This is a genomic window from Pelatocladus sp., assembly GCF_059505505.1.
The window spans coordinates 10,994-31,260 of sequence record NZ_JCACKS010000192.1 but is presented as its reverse complement, the minus strand read 5'-3'; the positions used below and the strand labels follow the sequence as shown (position 1 = coordinate 31,260).

Annotated in this window: 3 protein-coding genes and 2 pseudogenes; all 5 read left to right on the top strand. The window is 38.1% G+C overall.

Annotated elements, in window-relative coordinates; all coding sequences use genetic code 11:
• Positions 1-40: 40 nt before the first annotated feature.
• A pseudogene (locus tag AC5JMK_RS14550) lies at positions 41-5,257 on the top strand (amino acid adenylation domain-containing protein); the annotation flags it as partial.
• A 39-nt stretch (positions 5,258-5,296) separates the two neighbouring features.
• A pseudogene (locus tag AC5JMK_RS14545) lies at positions 5,297-6,643 on the top strand (condensation domain-containing protein); the annotation flags it as partial.
• Positions 6,564-15,830 carry an amino acid adenylation domain-containing protein gene (locus tag AC5JMK_RS14540; protein WP_495910420.1) on the top strand — a complete coding sequence of 3,089 codons (9,267 nt, stop codon included), beginning with the start codon at positions 6,564-6,566 and terminating at the stop codon, positions 15,828-15,830. The pseudogene AC5JMK_RS14545 and the gene AC5JMK_RS14540, both read left to right, overlap by 80 nt.
• Positions 15,805-16,827 carry a TauD/TfdA family dioxygenase gene (locus AC5JMK_RS14535; protein ID WP_495910419.1) on the top strand — a complete coding sequence of 341 codons (1,023 nt, stop codon included), beginning with the start codon at positions 15,805-15,807 and terminating at the stop codon, positions 16,825-16,827. The genes AC5JMK_RS14540 and AC5JMK_RS14535 overlap by 26 nt, the downstream gene beginning before the upstream one ends.
• A 202-nt stretch (positions 16,828-17,029) precedes the next feature.
• The gene (locus AC5JMK_RS14530) at positions 17,030-20,266 is read left to right on the top strand and encodes a non-ribosomal peptide synthetase (protein WP_495910418.1); all 3,237 of its coding nucleotides are present in this window, start codon (positions 17,030-17,032) and stop codon (positions 20,264-20,266) included.
• Position 20,267 lies beyond the last annotated feature (1 nt).

The following is a 20,267-nucleotide window of genomic DNA, read 5'->3' as shown; positions in this document are numbered from 1 at the left end:
TGAGAGAATAATTTGTATATGGTGTTGAGTTGAAATGAAAATGAGTCAATTTTCTCATAGCTTCTGTGATCATTTGGGTGATTTTTCTACAGTTGTCGAATTACTACGCTTCAGAAGCTCTACGCAGCCAGATAAAGATGCTTTTACCTTTTTATTAGATGGGAAAATAGAAAAAGCAACATTGACCTATCAAGAATTAGATAGGCGATCGCGTCGAGTAGCTGCTCAGTTACAAGCATTGAGTTTGACAGGGGAACGGGCTTTACTACTTTATCCCCCAGGACTAGATTTTTTAGTCGCTTTTTTTGGTTGCTTATATGCGGGAGTCATAGCTGTAACTGCATATCCACCTCGAAATGAGCGCAATACACCAAGAATCAAAGCAATTTCCACAGATGCACAAGCAGCGATCGCTCTGACAACAACAGAAATTCTATTTACAGTGCGGTCTTTAATGACACAAAAGACTGATGTAGAATCTTTGGAATGGTTAACTACTGATAATCTTACTCTAGGAATAGAAGACACCTGGCAAGAACCCTCTATTGATCAAAATACTCTAGCTTTTCTGCAATATACCTCTGGTTCTACAGGCACACCCAAGGGTGTAATGATTAGTCATCGAAATTTAATACATAATGCTGCCACGACTTACCAATTCATGGAGCATTCAACCGAGAGTAAGTTTGTCTCATGGTTGCCAACTTATCATGATATGGGTTTGATTGGTGGAATATTGCAACCTTTGTATGGAGGTTTCCCTTGCATCTTAATGCCTCCAGCTTCCTTTCTGCAACGTCCCTATCGTTGGTTGCAAGCTATTTCCCAATATAAAGGTACAACGAGTGGCGGCCCTAATTTTGCCTATGAATTATGTACTCAAAAAATTACTCCTGAACAAAAACAAACTCTTGACTTGAGTAGCTGGAGTGTTGCATTTAACGGTGCTGAACCGATTCGGTATGATACTTTAGAACGGTTTGCAGAAGCTTTTGCTGAGTGTGGTTTTCGTAAACAAGCTTTCTACCCTTGTTACGGAATGGCTGAAACAACTCTAATGGTTTCTGGTGTGGAGAAGGTAACAGCACCGACAATCAAAACAGTCGCAAAATCTGCATTAGAATCCCATCGCGTGGTAGAATCATCTGCTCAAGATGAAGATGCTTATCATTTTGTCAGTTGTGGTCGAGTTATACCAGAACAAGAGGTAGTCATTGCCAATTCAGAAACACTCAGTAGTTGTAAAGTAGATGAAATCGGAGAAATCTGGGTATCTGGGTCGAGTGTTGGTCAAGGTTATTGGAATCGTCCTCAACAGACAATAGAAACCTTCCATGCTTATCTATCAGACACAGGTAAAGGGCCATTTTTGCGAACGGGAGATTTAGGGTTTTTGCACAATGGTGAGCTTTTCATTACAGGAAGAGCCAAAGACTTAATTATTATTCGTGGTCGAAATCTTTATCCGCAGGATATAGAATCAACCACAGAACGCAGTCATCCATCATTGCGTTCTGCTGCTGGTGCAGCGTTTACAGTCAAAGTTAATCATGAAGAACGGCTAGTAATTGTACAAGAATTAGAGTTTCGCGCCAAGCCAAATTTAGAAGAAGTGATCTCTGCTATTCGCCAAGCGGTTACTGAAGAGCATGAGGTACAAGTTTATGCTGTAGTCTTGATTAAACCAGGTAGTATTCCCAAAACTTCCAGTGGTAAGATTCAAAGACGTGCAACTCGGACTCAGTTTGAGCAAGGTGAACTCAATGTAGTTGCAAGTAACATTCTCAAAATTAGTAATATTGCAAGAAAAGAAACTCAATTACAGCGTTCGGAACTTTTGGCGCTTTCCCCCAGGGAATGTCAACCACTTTTAGAATCATATCTGATTGAACTTTTGGCAGGAATACTTGCAATTACAGTAGATGAGATCAATCCTCAAGAATTATTAAGCACTCTCGGACTTGACTCTTTAAAAGTATTTGAGTTAAAAAACCGAATTGAAGTTGAATTTGAAGTAGAAGTATCGGTAGCAGACTTTTTTGCAGGGATGAGTACGCGATCGCTCGTCACTAAAATCCTTGCTCAAATGACGACAGATGGACTACCATCACTATGTCTCACTCAACATACTCAACAACAGAAAAATACATATACATCTATTCATCCTCTATCTTCAGACCAGCAGGGATTGTGGTTTATCAACCAGCTAAATCCCGATGCTCCTACATACAATATTCCTATAGTTATTAACTTCAAAGCTTGCGTTAACCTAGCTGTCTTAGAAGATAGTCTGAACGAAATTATTAGACGACACGAAGTATTGCGTACAAGCTTTACAGTAGTAGATGGACAACCTGTGCAAGTCATCAATCAAGCTGTACTCTTAACTTTGGTGGTTGAAGACTTACGCTCACTATCAGAAAATGAACGCAATAGCACAGCACAACATTTGGCTAGGGAATTAGCACAGCAACCCTTTGATTTATCTGCTCAATCACTTCTACGTGCTAAAATTTTACAATTAAATGATAAAACTTATCATTTAATTGTAAGTTTTCATCATATAATTGCAGATGGTTGGTCTATCGGTGTTTTCATCAAAGAATTAACTGCGCTTTATAAAGCATTTGCTGGTGGCGAAGTTTCACCACTTTCGGAATTACCTATTCAGTATAAAGATTTTGTCAATTGGCAGCAACAATGGCTGAATGGCGATCGCATTCAACCATTATTTACCTATTGGAAACAAAAGTTGAGTGGTGAACTTCCTGTACTGAATTTACCAACTGATCGTCCGCGATCAGCAGTTCAAACCTTCAAAGGCGCTCAAGCGAAATCAGTTCTTTCTCCAAACTTGACAAAAGAACTCAAGAAATTGAGCCGTCAGCAGGGAGTAACTCTATTTATGACCTTGCTTACAGCTTTCAAAATCTTGCTTTATCGCTACACAGGTCAGACTGATATTTTAGTCGGTTCACCAATTGCCAATCGTAACAGAGCAGAAATCGAATCATTAATAGGATTTTTTGTCAATATTTTAGTGTTGCGTACAAACCTTTCTGACGACCTGAGTTTTCAGGAGTTGTTAGCGCGGGTGAAGTCAACTGCTTTAGAAGCTTATGTTCATCAAGACTTACCTTTTGAGAAGTTAGTAGAAGAACTACAGCCAAGCAGAGACTTGAGCTATAACCCACTCTTTCAAGTGATGTTTGTTCTGCAAAATGTGCCAAAACCCAATCTCAGTCTATCGGATGTATCAGTTACTTATGAGGAAGTTTATAACGGGACATCTAAGTTTGATTTGACCTTATTTATGGAGAACTCCGAGCAAGGGTTAGTTGCTACTTGCGAGTACAACACGGACTTATTTAATGCAGATACTATTAACCGGATGCTGGGACATTTCCAGACTTTACTAGAAAGCATAGTTAGGAATTGTGAGCAATGTATTTCAGACTTACCATTACTTACATCGTCTGAACTACAACAATTATTAGTTGAGTGGAATAATACCAAGACAGACTATCCTCAAGATAAGTGCATTCATGAGTTATTTGAAGCCCAGGTAGAGAAAACACCCGATGCTGTTGCAGTTATTTTTGAAGATCAAGAATTGACCTATGGGGAACTGAACGCCAAAGCAAATCAATTAGGGAATTATTTGCAAAAGCTGGGAGTAAAACCAGAGGTATTGGTAGGGATTTGTGTAGAGCGATCGCTCGATATGCTCATCGGACTATTAGCCATCCTCAAAGCAGGCGGTGCATACATCCCACTAGATCCAAGCTATCCAAAAGAACGATTGAGATTTATACTAGAAGACACTCAAGCGCCAGTGTTGCTCACTCAAGCGTCGCTTCCTCAAAAAATCCCCCAACATAAAACTCAAGTTGTTTGTTTAGACACTGATTATAATCTCATAGCCCAACAAAACCAGGAAAATATATTCTCTGAAATAACTACTGACAACCTAGCTTATGTCATCTATACCTCTGGCTCCACAGGCAAACCCAAAGGTGTGATGATTAAACACGGTAGCACAGTTGCAATGTTGGATTGGGCAAACAAAACCTTTGGGGTAGAAGCCAAACAAGGAATTTTGGCTTCTACTTCGATTTGCTTTGACCTTTCGGTGTTTGAGATGTTTGTTCCTGTGTGTTGCGGTGGTAAGGTCATCTTGATTGAGAATGCTCTACATTTAGCAACTTTGGCAAAAGCCGATAATATAACCTTAATTAATATTGTCCCAAGTTTAATTTCACAGTTAATCAGAACTGATAGCATTCCAACTTCAGTGCAAACTGTGAATATCGCAGGCGAACCACTTCAGAATCGATTCGTACAACAACTTTATCAGCAAAATAATATACAACAAGTTTTTAACTTATATGGCCCTTCTGAAGATACAACTTATTCAACTTTTGCCTCGATACACAAGGGTGCTAGCACCACTCCACCTATTGGTCGCCCGATTCACAACACCCAAACCTATTTGTTAGATCAAAATTTACAACCTGTTCCTATAGGTGTACCTGGTATGTTGTACATTGGCGGTGCAGGTTTAGCCCGTGGATATCTCAACAAAGCAGAACTCACTGCGGATAAATTTATTCCTAATCCCTACACAAATCAGATAGGGGAACGGTTGTACAAAACAGGAGATTTAGCACGCTATCTACCAAATGGAGAGATAGAGTACATTGGTCGAATTGATAACCAAATCAAGCTCCGGGGTTTTCGTATTGAACTTGGAGAAATTGAAGCAATTATTACTCAACACCCCGCAGTCCGAGAAACTGTAGCTGTAGTACATCAAGATTCAGCAAATTCTAAACGTTTAGTTGCCTATGTAGTTCCACAAAAAGCACAAAAATTAGTAATTTCTGAATTACGTGGATTTTTAGAATCAAAGTTGCCAAGCTATATGATACCAGTAGCTTTTATCACATTAGATTCACTACCGTTCACACCAAATGGTAAGGTTGACCGGAAGGCTTTACCTATAACTGATACAGTACATCCAGAACTCAAAGAACTCAAAGAAACCTTTGTTGCACCAAAAACAAGCGTTGAAAAGCAGTTAGCTGTTATTTGGACAGAGGTATTAAATTTAGAAAATATAGGTATAAATGATAACTTTTTTAAATTAGGCGGGGATTCTATTCTGAGTCTGCAAGTAATATTTAAAGCTAACCAAGTAGGGCTGAATCTGACTACTAAACAATTGTTTCAATATCAAACAATTGCTCAACTAGCGGGTGTAGCTGGAACAACTAAAAAAATCCCAGCCGAGCAGATGGTAGTGACTGGCTTATTGGAACTAACGCCTATTCAGCAATGGTTTTTGCAACAGAATCAACCAGAACCACACCACTGGAATCAGTCAGTGTTGTTAGAAAGCAAGCAAAACCTTAACCCACTATTCTTAGAGAAAATCATAGAGTCTCTACAAAAACATCATGATGTTCTACGTTTACGAATTATCCAAGAGGAATCTAGTACTCAAGCACTAATCGCCAGTCCTGATGATGTCATACCACTGACATGCTTAGATTTTTCAGCACTACCAAAAGATAAACAAGCAAAAGCAATAGAAGCAGCAACTAATACACTGCAAGCCAGCTTAAATCTCTCACAAGGGCCATTATTCCGGGTTGCACTGTTCAATTTGGGTGAAAATCAACCTAACCGCTTGCTTTGGATTATTCACCATTTAGCTATCGATGGTGTCTCTTGGCGAATTTTAATTGAAGATTTTCAAACAGCTTATCAGCAAATTAGTCAGGGCAAAGCAATAAACTTGCTACCCAAAACAACATCTTATAAACAATGGTCTAGCTATCTACAAAAATATGCACAATCTTCAACACTACTTGGGGAGCGAGATTTTTGGCTGACAACACAACATCAATCGGTTTCGCCCATACCCAGAGATTTTCCTGGTGAACATCATCTAGAAGAAACCACTTCTGTTGTGTCAGTATCGCTGTCTGTTGAAGAAACTCAAAGTTTGCTGCAACAAGTACCAGCAGCTTACCGGACACAAATTAATGATGTATTATTAACAGCATTTATACAAACATTTAACCAATGGACAAGAGAAAGTTCTCTTCTCATTGATTTGGAAGGACATGGACGAGAAGAAATCTTTGAGGATGTGGATTTATCGAGGACTGTAGGTTGGTTCACAACTATATTCCCAGTACATCTAAATCTTGAAAATGCCAGAGATCAAGGAACAGCTCTAAAGTCGATCAAAGAGCAGCTACGAGCAATTCCAAATCGAGGTATTGGCTATGGATTACTGCGCTATCTGAGTCGGGATCAGAGAATAACTAAAAAACTTTGCTTGTCAAAGGCTGAAGTAATTTTTAACTATTTAGGACAGTTCGATCAACTTTTACCAGAATCATCTTTGTTTAGCTTAGTGCAGGGAACGAGTGGTTCCACTCGCAGTTTAAGAAATAAAAGAACTCACTTACTCGAAATTAATAGCGGTATTTATCAGGGAAATCTGGAAGTGAACTGGTATTACAGCCATAAGGTGCATCGACAGACCACGATTGAAGTACTTGCTCAAAACTTTATTAAAGCACTGCGATCGCTCATTGCTCATTGTCAGTTTCACGATGCAGGTGGTTTTACTCCTTCCGATTTCGCTGAATTTAAGCAAAGCCAATGGGGTCAAGCAGAACTTGATGCTATTACAGCAGCTATGGGAGATATGTAACATGGGTGTGAAAAACAAAAACATTGAAGACTTTTATCCCCTCTCACCTATGCAGCAGGGTATTCTCTTCCATAGTCTTGCAGATACCAAATCTAGTGTTTATTTTGAACAACTAAGCTGGACTCTCGAAGGAAAACTCAACACTACAGCATTCCGTCGGGCATGGCAATATGTTGTAGAACGACATGCAATTCTACGAACATGCTTTATTTGGGAAGGCTTAAAAGAACCAGTACAAATTGTGCATCGACAGGTATCTCTACCATGGCAAGAGTATAACTGGCAACATCTCTCCTCAGAAAAACAACAACAAAACTTAGAACTTTTTTGGGAAAGCGATCGCTCTAGTGGCTTTAAACTGACGCACCCACCATTGATGCGCCTCACACTAATTCAACTTTCGGAGAATTCCTATAACTTTACTTGGAGTAATCATCATCTGTTGTTAGATGGCTGGTCTACTGCCTTGGTTTTCAAGGAAGTTATTGATTGTTACAAACCTTTTAGCAATAAGCAGGATATATACTTAGAAACTATCCGCCCATATCGGGATTATATTGTCTGGCTACAGCAACAAAATCTATCTGAGGCTGAGATTTTCTGGCGACAGACGCTGCAAGGCTTTACCACTCCAACACAGCTATCAGTAAATAAACTAACTAGAAAAGTACTGACTCAAACCGATAGCTATCAAGAGCAAGAAGTAAAGCTTTCTGTTGTCACAACAGCAGCATTGCGACAGTTCGCAATGCAACACCAATTAACACTCAACACTTTAGTACAGGGTGCTTGGGCTTTGCTATTGAGCCGCTACAGTGGACAGGAAGACGTAGTTTTTGGGGCCGTAACTTCTGGTCGTTCTGCTACTTTAGCTAAAATCGAGTCGATGGTAGGGCTGTTTATCAACACACTACCAATAAGAGTCCAAGTACCACCTGAAGAAAATATTTTACCTTGGCTAGATAAAATTAGAGATCAACTAGTTGAGGTGGGTCAATACGAGTATTGTCCATTAGTGAAAATCCAAGGATGGAGCGAAGTTCCCAAAGGTTTATCTCTGTTTGAGAGTATTGTGGTTTTTGAGAATTATCCCATAGATGCTTCCTTGCAACAGAGCGATATAAATTTGGAAATCAAGGATTTTCACGGGTTTGAAAAGACTAACTACCCGATCACCCTGACTGTGATTCCTGGTGAAGAATTGTTGCTCAAGATTACTTCCGATGAGAGCGATCGCTTTAACATTGATACTCTCACCCGAATGTTGGGACATTTGCAGACTTTACTAGAGGGTATGGTAACTAATCCACAGCAGCGTCTTTGTGAATTGTCGCTGTTGACAGAATCTGAGCGACATCAGTTGCTTGTGGAGTGGAATCAGACTCAGGCTGAATATCCTCAACAGTATATTCATGAGTTATTAGAAGCACAGGTAGAAAAAACACCAGATGCAATTGCAGTAGTATTTGAAGACCAACAATTGACATACAGGGAACTGAACGCCAGAGCAAATCAACTAGGACATTATTTACGCTCACAGGGAGTCAAACCAGAAGTATTAGTGGGAATTTGTGTAGAGCGATCGCTTGATATGGTCATCGGACTTTTGGGTATCCTCAAAGCAGGTGGTGCATACATACCATTAGATCCAAGCTATCCAAAACAACGATTAGAATTTATTTTAGAAGATGCCAAAGCCTCAGTATTACTAACTCAAACATCTCTGTTAAAGGCAATACCACAACACAAAGCTCAAGTTGTTTGTTTAGATGCAGATGACCAATTAATAGCCCAACAAAGCCAAGAAAACTTATTGTGTGAACTGACAACTGACAACCTAGCATATATAATTTATACCTCTGGTTCCACAGGTAAACCCAAAGGTGTACAAATACCGCATCGAGCCTTGAGTAACTTTTTAAACTCGATGAAGCAAACACCAGGGTTAAGCCAACATGATACCTTACTGGCACTGACAACATATTCTTTTGATATTGCAGCCCTAGAACTTTTTCTGCCCATCATTGTCGGTGGTCGTTTGGTAATTACTAGTCGAGAAATAGCCTCAGATGCAATCCAATTATCAGCACAAATTACAGACTCAAAAGCGACGGTCATACAAGCGACACCAGCAACTTGGCAATTACTTCTAACAGCAAATTGGAGTGGGAATCAGCAATTAAAAATCCTCTGTGGTGGAGAAGCTTTACCTGCACACTTAGCCAATCAATTGTTGCAACGATGTGCCTCCTTGTGGAATATGTATGGTCCGACAGAAACCACTATTTGGTCAGCAGCATCCCAAGTCAAAGCTCAGGGTAAGGTCATACCAATTAGTCAGCCAATTGATAATACCCAACTTTACATATTAGATAAATACAATCAATTAGTTCCTGTAGGTGTACCAGGAGAATTGCATATCGCTGGACAAGGGTTAGCTCGTGGTTATTTCAACCGTCCTGATCTGACAGCAGAGAAATTTATACCTAATCCCTTTAATGAGCAACCAGGGACAAGTTTATATAAAACTGGAGATTTAGCACGCTATTTACCCAATGGGGAAATTGAGTATATTGGTCGGATTGACCATCAGGTAAAAATACGTGGTTTTCGCATTGAACTTGGAGAAATTGAAGCAGTTATCAGCCAATATTCACAGGTGCGAGAAACTGTTGTTGTCGCACACAAACACTCCTGTGAGCAGCAATGCTTGGTGGCTTATCTTGTTCTCAACCCAAACCATCAGGGGTCGAATGAGGAGATGACGAAATTGCAAACTGAGCAAATTTCGCAGTGGCAGATGGTCTTTGATTCAGAAAAAGATATCTTCAAGCAAATTGATTTCGCTCATGATCCAACTTTCAATATCAGTCTTTGGAAAAGCAGTTATGGTGGACTGCCTATTTCCGAAGAAGAGATGCACGAATGGGTAGACCACACAGTTGAGAGAATATTGGCTCTCAAACCAGATCGAGTGTTGGAAATAGGTTGTGGTAATGGTTTACTGTTGTTCCAGATTGCTCCCTTCTGTAGCCAATATTTTGGTACAGATTTCTCAAAAGCTGCTCTGCACTATACCCAACAAGTGCTAGCAATGCCGGAGCATAATCTACCGCAGGTTAGGGTTTTGCAAAGAATGGCTGACAACTTTGAGGGTCTTTTGTCAGAAGCCTTTGACACCATAATTATTAATTCAGTAGTTCAGTACTTTCCTAGTGTTGACTATCTGTTACGAGTATTAGAAGGTGCTGTAAATACAGTAAAACCTGGAGGTTCAATTTTTGTGGGAGATCTCCGCAGTCTGATTCTGTTAGAAGCTTTCCACACCTCGGTTGAACTGCATAATGCCCCTTCTTCTTTATCCACTGTCGAGTTACAACAGCGCGTACAACAAGCTATCAGCCAAGAGGAAGAACTGGTGATTGATCCAGCTTTCTTTATCGCTTTGAAGCATCACCTTCCTCAAATTAGCTATGTGCAGATTCAGCCCAAGCGTGGTCATCACCAAAATGAACTTACAAAGTTCCGCTACGATGTGATTATCCATGTAGGAACTAAAGTTGATGTTGTTCAGGAGTTTCCCTGGTTAGATTGGCAAGAGCAAAGGTTAACACTGACTTCTGTTCGGCAGTTGCTAGAGTCAACACAACCAGAGATACTTGGACTGAGAAATGTACCAAATACACGTCTGTTAGTTGAAATCAAAGCAGTAGAACTACTCGCTAGTGACTCACAACATGAAACAGTAAGTAACATACATCAAGCTCTAAACTCAATTAATAACGAATTTGGGTTAAATCCTGAATCTCTATGGGCTTTGAAACAGGAATTACCATATGACATTGACATCAACTGGGCAAACTCCGGCGTAGATGGTAGTTATGACGTGATTTTTCACAGGTATAAGACAGAGTTGTTAGAGAACACTAGGCGTTGTGTTCAATATTTTCCTGGAGAAAAAGCTTGTTTTAAGCCTTGGAACTTTTATGCGAATAATCCTCTACAGTCTAAATTTGCTCGTCAAATATTACCTTGGTTACGCAACTTCCTAGAATCAAAGTTGCCAAACTACATGATACCGACAAATTTTGTCATTTTAGACTCACTCCCACTCACACCTAATGGCAAGGTTGATCGTAAGGCACTACCTGCACCCGAATTAACACAAATATCATCATCCAATATCATCCCTTCTTCCACACCCATTGAGAATTTATTAGTAGGTATTTGGGCAGAAGTACTTGGTATTGACAAGGTAGGTATTGATCATAATTTCTTTGAATTAGGTGGACATTCATTAATTGCAACTCGCGTCATTTCCCAAATCCGGCAAGTTTTTCAAGTAGAGCTTCCTTTAGGTTATTTGTTTGAAAAACCAACAATAGCCGGACTAGCAAAAGTAATTGAAAAAGTTATTCAGGCGGACTCAACAGTTGAGGTAACGGATATTGAGCGGATTGTGCGATCGCAACAATTACCGTTATCATTTGCCCAACAACGGTTATGGTTCCTTGACCAATTAGAGCCAAATAGTTCTTTTTATAATATTGCTGCTGCTGTTCGCCTCAAGGGACGATTGAATGTAGCCGCACTACAACAAAGTTTTAACGAAATTATCAGCCGCCATGAAGCGCTGCGAACCAATTTTCAAACAATAGAAGGGCAACCAATAGCTTTTATATCTGAAGCGATGCCTTTCACATTAGCAATATTTGATATCAGTAAGCTACCTGCAAATCAACAACAAGCTGAAGTTAAACAACAGGCTTCACAAGAAGCACAAAAACCTTTTGATCTTAAGGCCGACTTGCTGCTGAGAGTAAAATTATTACGTCTTCATCAAGAAGAACACATAATATTACTGACAATACACCACATCGTCTCTGATGGTTGGTCAATGGGTGTACTGGTGCGAGAGTTGGCAACACTTTATCAAGCTTTCTGTAATAGACAACCGTCACCCTTACCTATACTACCAATACAGTATGTAGACTTTGCAGCTTGGCAACGACAACACCTGCAAGGAGAAGTACTGAAAACTCAAATATCCTACTGGCTCCAGCAGTTAAAGAACGCGCCAAAAGTATTAGAGTTACCTACCGACCATCCAAGACCAGCAATTCAGACTTTCCGAGGTGCAACCTACTCATTTGAGCTATCTGATAAACTCTCTTTTGCTTTAAATAAACTCAGCCAGCAGCAGGGAAGTACTTTATTTATGACCCTGTTGGCAGTTTTCCAAACTTTGCTATGGCGTTATACAGGTAGCGAAGATATTGCGATCGGTTCGCCCATCGCTAACCGCAACCGAGCAGAGATAGAAGGGTTAATTGGATTTTTTGTCAATACCCTGGTTTTGAGAACTAAGTTGGCAGGCAATCCCACTTTTTCTGAACTACTCAAACGTGTGCGGGAAGTAGCATTAGGAGCATATGCACATCAAGATTTACCCTTTGAGTTGTTAGTTGAGGAACTGCAACCAGAGCGAGACTTGAGTCATACACCACTATTTCAAGTGATGTTTGTGCTTCAGAATGCACCGATGTCTGCCTTAGAATTACCTGGTTTGACTGTAAGTCTTCTAGAAGACAAAAGTAATACTGCAAAGTTTGATTTAAGCCTATACATGACCCATACAACGGAGGGACTACTTGGTACTTTAGAATACAATACTGATTTATTTGAGGAAAGTTCTATACAAAGGATGGTAAGGCATTTGCAAACATTGTTGGAAGCAATTGTTGCTAATCCACAGCAGCGTTTGTCGGAGTTACCACTGTTAACGCAAATAGAGCGACATCAGTTGCTTCGGGAGTGGAACCAGACTCAGGCTGAATATCCTCAACAGTGTATTCATGAGTTATTTGAAGCACAAGTAGAAAAAACACCAGATACAGTAGCAGTAGTATTTGAAGACCAACAATTGACATACAGGGAACTGAACGCCAGAGCAAATCAACTAGGACATTATTTACGCTCACAGGGAGTCAAACCAGAAGTATTAGTGGGAATTTGTGTAGAGCGATCGCTTGATATGGTCATCGGACTTTTGGGTATCCTCAAAGCAGGTGGTGCATATATCCCACTAGATCCAAGCTATCCGAAAGAGCGCTTAGAATTTATTTTAGAAGATGCTAAAGCCTCAGTATTACTAACTCAAACATCTCTGTTAGAGGTAATACCACAACACAAAGCTCAAGTTGTTTGTTTAGACGCTGATTCAGGAAAAATTGTCCAACAAAGTCAGGAAAATATATTATGTGAACTCACAACAGACAACCTAGCTTATATCATTTATACCTCTGGTTCCACAGGTAAACCCAAAGGTGTACAAATACCTCATCGAGCCTTGAGTAACTTTTTGAACTCGATGAAGCAAACACCAGGATTAAGCCAACATGATACCTTACTGGCACTGACAACATATTCTTTTGATATTGCAGCCCTAGAACTTTTTCTGCCCATCATTGTCGGTGGTCGTTTGGTAATTACTAGTCGAGAAATAGCCTCAGATGCAATCCAATTATCAGCACAAATTACAGACTCAAAAGCGACGGTCATACAAGCGACACCAGCAACTTGGCAATTACTTCTAACAGCAAATTGGAGTGGGAATCAGCAATTAAAAATCCTCTGTGGTGGAGAAGCTTTACCTGCACACTTAGCCAATCAATTGTTGCAACGATGTGCCTCCTTGTGGAATATGTATGGTCCGACAGAAACCACTATTTGGTCAGCAGCATCCCAAGTCAAAGCTCAGGGTAAGGTCATACCAATTAGTCAGCCAATTGATAATACCCAACTTTACATATTAGATAAATACAATCAATTAGTTCCTGTAGGTGTACCAGGAGAATTGCATATCGCTGGACAAGGGTTAGCTCGTGGTTATTTCAACCGTCCTGATCTGACAGCAGAGAAATTTATACCTAATCCCTTTAATGAGCAACCAGGGACAAGTTTATATAAAACTGGAGATTTAGCACGCTATTTACCCAATGGGGAAATTGAGTATATTGGTCGGATTGACCATCAGGTAAAAATACGTGGTTTTCGCATTGAACTTGGAGAAATTGAAGCGGTTATCAGCCAATATTCACAGGTGCGAGAAACTGTTGTTGTCGTACACAAACACTCCTGTGAGCAGCAATACTTGGTGGCTTATCTTGTTCCTGAAATTGAACAGAGATTAATTATTTCTCAATTGCGTAGCTTCCTAGTATCAAAGTTGCCAAGCTACATGGTACCAACAAATTTTGTCATTTTAGATTCACTCCCGCTCACACCTAATGGTAAAGTTGACCGTAAGGCACTACCAGAACTTGATACAGTACATCTAGAAGTTGAAGAAACCTATGTTGCACCTCAGACAAGTGTTGAAAAACAGTTGGCGATTATCTGGATGCAAGTACTTGGTTTAGAAAAGATAGGAATCAACGACAACTTTTTTGAATTGGGTGGACACTCACTCTTAGCAACCCAAGTTATATCCCGCATTCATAAAAAATTTGATATTGAGTTATCACTACGCCAAATTTTTGAATTACCAACAATAGCAAAGTTAGCCAAAAGTATTGGTGAGAAGAATGAATTTGCTAAATTAGTTCCACCAATTGAACGAGTTTCACGAGAGATAGCATTACCTCTATCTTTTGCACAACAAAGATTATGGTTTCTGCATCAATTAGATCCAGAATCATATACTTATAATGGTTCTAGTGCAGTACTACTAAAAGGTTCGCTGAATGTCAAAGCTTTGGAGCAAAGCATTAATGAAATAGCACGCAGACACGAAATTTTACGAACATGTTTCCAAGTTGTCAATGGGCAATCTGTTCAAATTATTGTTCCTGATTTAGAGATCCCTTTACCAATAGTTGATTTACAATATTTACCTGATATTGAACGTGAAGCAGAGGTACAAAGATTAAGACTAGAAAGTTACCAAAAATCATTTAAATTAACACAAGCTCCCTTGTTACGATTAACTATTTTACGATTAAAAACTAGGGAATATATTTTGTTAGTAACGATGCATCATATTATCTTTGATGCTTGGTCAGAAAGAGTGTTTATCCAAGAATTATCAGTATTTTATAAAGCTTTTTCTAGTGGTAAGCCTTCACCACTCACACAGATGAATATCCAGTATGCAGACTTTGCTGTTTGGCAACAAAATTGGTTGCAGGGTGAAGTATTTGATACATTAATTACATATTGGGAAAAACAGTTAGAAGATAATTTACCAGTTTTACGATTACCTAGAATTACTCAATCTTTAAAAGTGAAAACATCTGAGGAAGAAAGGCAAATTGTGAGGCTTTCTCAGACATTATCTCAGGCGATTAAAAAGCTAAGTGGTAGTCTGGGAACTACATTATTTATGACGCTCTTAGCAGCATTCAAAATTTTATTATATTGGTATACAGGTGATAAAGATATTGTTGTTGGTACTGATATTGCCAATCGTAATAGAATTGAAATAGAGAACTTAATTGGATTTTTTGTTAATCAATTGGTATTGCGTAGCAATTTATTTGGCAATCCTAATTTTAGTGAATTTTTGCAACAAGTACGCCAAGTTAGTTTAGAAGCCTATGCCCACCAAGATTTACCATTCGAGAAACTAGTTAGCACTCTGAATCCCAAAAGGGATTTAAACCAAACTCCTCTATTTCAAGTCAAATTTATTCTACAAAATGCTCCGACACATGATTTAGTAATTTCAGATTTAAGTTTGACTCGTTTAGATGATTTAGAACATACAGTAGCAAGATTTGATCTCCTTCTGGAACTAACAGATACTGAGCAAGGAATAGTTGGGTTATTGAAATATAACAAAGACTTATTTGATGCTAATAGCATAGTCCGATTACTAAATAGCTTTGAAACAATTTTGTCTCAAGTTGTGGTAAATCCTGCTATCAGATTAAATGAACTAGAAGAGATACTTATTAAATCAGATAGAGAACATCAGTTGAAGCAAGAAGAAAAACGCAAAGAGAAATATCAACAAAAGTTAAGTCTGATGAAGCGAAAAGCAATTGATGTTGTCAATGGAGTAGAAGATAAAAATGAAACAGGTAAAAATAATTCCTAAAATTGCCAGAAAATCTATCAATTTACAAACTGAAGTTATCGAAATAGATAACTTTGAAGATGAGCAAACTCTACCGTTAGTTATCAAACCATCTGTATCAGATGTTGATATCGTAGATTGGGCAGAGGCAAATCGGAAATTTATAGATACAAATTTAACCAAACATGGTGCTATCCTTTTTAAAGGATTCAATATTACTACAGCAGCCGTATTTGAAGGATTTTGTCTAGCGGTTTGCTCAGAACTATTCAATGAAAATGGCGAACATCCGCGTGAAACGGTAAGTGGTAAGGTTTATACTCCAGTTTTTTACCCTGCTGATAGTAAGTTGTTATGGCATAACGAGAATTCTTTTAATCATCAATGGCCTAGAAAAATTTTGTTTGGCTGTCGTCAACCTGCACAGCAAGGAGGAGAAACTCCAATAGTTGATAGTCGTAAGGTATTTCAACTCATAGAACCCAAAATTAGGGAGAAATTTGTTGAAAAGCAAGTTATGTATGTTCGTAATTACGGAAACGGGTTAGGGCTTGATTGGCAAACAGTTTTTCAAACTCAAAATAGAGCAGATGTAGAAAATATTTGTCAAAGGGATTTAATTGATTTTGAATGGAAAAAAGATGGTGGTTTAAGAACTATTTCTATTCGTCCAGCTGTAGTCCAGCATCCTCAAACAGATGAATTTTCTTGGTTTAATCAAGCACAACATTGGCATTTAGCTTGTTTAGAAAAACAAACCCGCGAATCACTGTTATCAAGTTTTAAAAGAGAAGATTTACCGCGAAATTGCTATTACGGAGATGGTACTACCATTGAAGATTATACAATGTTAGAAATCTGTGGATTATATCAGAGGTTAGAAGTCTCTTTTCCTTGGGAACAAGGAGATATATTATTACTGGATAATGTCTTAACTGCTCATGGACGCAATCCCTATGTAGGAGAACGTAAGCTTTTTGTGGCTATGGGAGAACTGATCAATTTTAGTAAAACTTGAAATTGAAACAATAATTATTTGATGATATGGATCAATACGGTTGTTCTTAAGGATTTTTGGCACATAAAATTGGTCTGTAGAGACGTAAAATTAACCTGCGGTAAGCAAGCTACACGTCTCTACAAAGGATTATAGTTTTATCTGAATCGTATTGGAATATGGATTTAATTTTTAGTTAATACTTTTCATTCCAGTAACAACAATGCAAGAAAAAATTCAGGGTTTTCCACTATCTCCTCAACAAAAACATCTTTGGTTATTACAGCAAAATGGTAATTTATATCGGACTCAATGTGCGATTCTGATTGAAGGAGATGTAAAAGTCGAGATATTACAAAAAGCGTTAAATAAAGTTATTGCTAAAAATGAAATTCTCCGCACAAATTTTTATCACTCACCTGGTATAAAGATACCTATCCAGGTAATAGGTACTAAGAAATATATATATTTAAATGAGCATTTTTTAGAAAAACGAGATTCTCAAGAAGAAGAGATAGAAGTCTTATTTGAAAAATTTCAGAAACAATTTATCGGACAAGAAGTAAAATTTGAATTGATAAATATTTCTTCAATAAAATATGTTTTATTTGTAAATTTACCATCACTCTGTGCTGATTTTGGAACATTAAAAAATCTCGTTTATGAAATTAGTCAGTATTACAGCGCCTATTTGCAAAATATAAAACTAGATGAAGAATCACTACAATATGCTGATGTCGCTACGTGGCAAAATGAATTACTTGAGGCAGAAGAGACTACAATCAGAACAAGTTACTGGCAACAAATAGATTTTTCGGATCTGGATAAATTAAAGCTTCCTTTTGAGGATTCTTTCTTTCAAGAATCAGAATTTGAACCTCAAGTTATTAGGTTAGTAATTCATAGATATTTACTAACTAAGATTGAAGAAATTGTCCAACAATATCAAATATCGATAGATATATTTTTTCTTACTTGCTGGCACATTTTACTTTGGCGTCTGAGTGGGCAATCAAATTTAATTTTAGGTGTAGGTTGTGATGGTCGCAACTATGAAGAATTAAAAATAGCACTAGGTTTATTCGCTAAATATTTACCGTTGGTTTATAATCTGCAAGCAAATCATACATTTACTGAAACCTTAATGCAGGTTAATAAGTTAACAGATGAGATGCTGGAATGGCAAGACAGCTTTAGTTGGAATTTATTTAAAAAAACAAATGCAAGTGACGAGGAAGAATTATTTTTACCATTTTGTTTTGATTTTGAAGAACTAGTTAATAATTATGATGATACTAAAATAGTATTTAACATTTATCAGCATTACGTCTGCTTTGATCGATTTAAAATCAAACTTTCTTGTATCCATACACAAGATGATATAATCAAAGTAGAATTTCACTATGATGCTAAACTTTTCTGTAAAGAAGATATTCAACGTTTGGCAAGTCAGTGGGAAACTTTGTTAACTAGCGTTATTAATAACCCCTCCTTAGCGATCGCACGGTTGGATATCTTAAGTCAAGAAGAGCGAGAAAAATTATTAATTGCATTTAATAATACTGAAACAGCACAGCTACAGCACAAATGCATCCATCATTGGTTTGAAAAACAGTGCGATCGCACTCCAGATAAAATTGCTGTTATTTATCAAAATCAGCAACTCACCTACCAAGAGTTAAATGCTCGTGCTAACCAACTAGCACATTATTTGCAAGAACTGGGAGTCAAAGCAGAGGTATTGGTAGGGATTTGTGTCGAACGTACACCTTTAATGTTAATTGCACTTTTAGGTATCTTAAAAGCGGGTGGTGCTTATGTACCGATTGAGCTTAACTATCCCTTAGAAAGAAAAGATTTTATACTAAAAGATTCTCAAATCCCTGTGGTGGTGACACAACAGCATTTAATGGCGGATTTCAAGACAAATGAAATTCAACTGATTTGTATAGATAGTGATTGGAAAATCATAAATCAACAAAAAGATGATAATTTAAATACTACAACAACTCCATTAAATTTAGCCTATGTTATTTATACCTCTGGTTCCACTGGTAAACCCAAAGGAACTTTAATTCCCCACCAAGGATTAGTTAACTACCTCAATTGGTGTACCCAAAGATATGCAGTAGAAGAAGGAGTCGGAACTTTAGTTCACTCTCCTTTGGGTTTTGACTTAACAATTACTAGCCTTTTCTCACCTTTATTAGTTGGTCGCACGGTAGAATTACTATCAGAAGAACAAGGTATTGAAACCCTTTCTCAAGCTTTAAAAACAAGCTCCAATTTAAGTCTGGTGAAAATCACCCCTGCTCACTTAAATTTGTTGAAGCAACAATTATCTAAAGAAGAGATCGTAAATAAAACTAGAGCGTTTATTATCGGTGGAGAAAATTTATTAGCCCAAAGTATCGCCTTCTGGCAAAATGTAGCCCCAGATACGATATTAGTCAACGAATACGGTCCAACAGAAACAGTGGTAGGCTGCTGTGTTTATCAAGTTCCAGTTGGAAAACATGATTCAGGCTCCATACCTATTGGTAGACCAATTGCTAATACCCAATTGTACATTTTAGACCAATATTTACAACCAGTACCAACAGGAGTAACGGGGGAATTGCACATTGGTGGAATTGGATTAGCTAGGGGTTATTTAAACAAAGCAGAATTAACAGCTGTTAACTTTATTCCCAATCCCTTTACTAAACAAGAGGGCGATCGCCTTTACAAAACAGGAGATTTAGTTCGCTTTCTACCGAGTGGAGATATTGAGTATATCGGTAGAATTGACAATCAAATCAAAATCCGAGGTTTTCGTGTTGAATTAGGAGAAATTGAAGCGGTTATCAATCAACATCCATCAGTATCTGCAAGTGTAGTGATTGTTCGAGAGGATAAACCTGGAAATCAAAATTTAATCGCTTATATAACTCTGCATCCACACAAAACACTAACAATTCCTGAACTACGGCGCTTCTTGCAAAATAAATTACTTGACTATATGCTACCAACAGCATTTATGATATTAGAAGCGTTACCTTTAACATCTAATGGCAAAGTAGATCGTCGAGCATTGCCGACACCAGATGTTCTGCGTCCAGAATTAGAAGTTGCTTATCTAGTACCACAAACTAAATTAGAAAAAACAATAGCTTCAGTTTGGCAAAAAGCTTTGAATCTGGAAAAGATAGGTATTCATGATAATTTCTTTGAAATTGGTGGTCATTCATTACTTTTAGTTACGGTTCACAGCCAATTGCAGAAAATATTAAAAGTGGAATTATCGACTCTTGATCTATTTAGATATCCTACAATTTATGATTTGGCAGAGTATGTAAGTCAATCTCAAAATCAAACAGCTTTTTTACAGGAAACCGATATTCCAACAGAGAAAATTTCAGCTGGTAAAACGCAACAGAAGAAACGTCTCCAAAAAATGAAATCAGTTGAAAATAATTAAG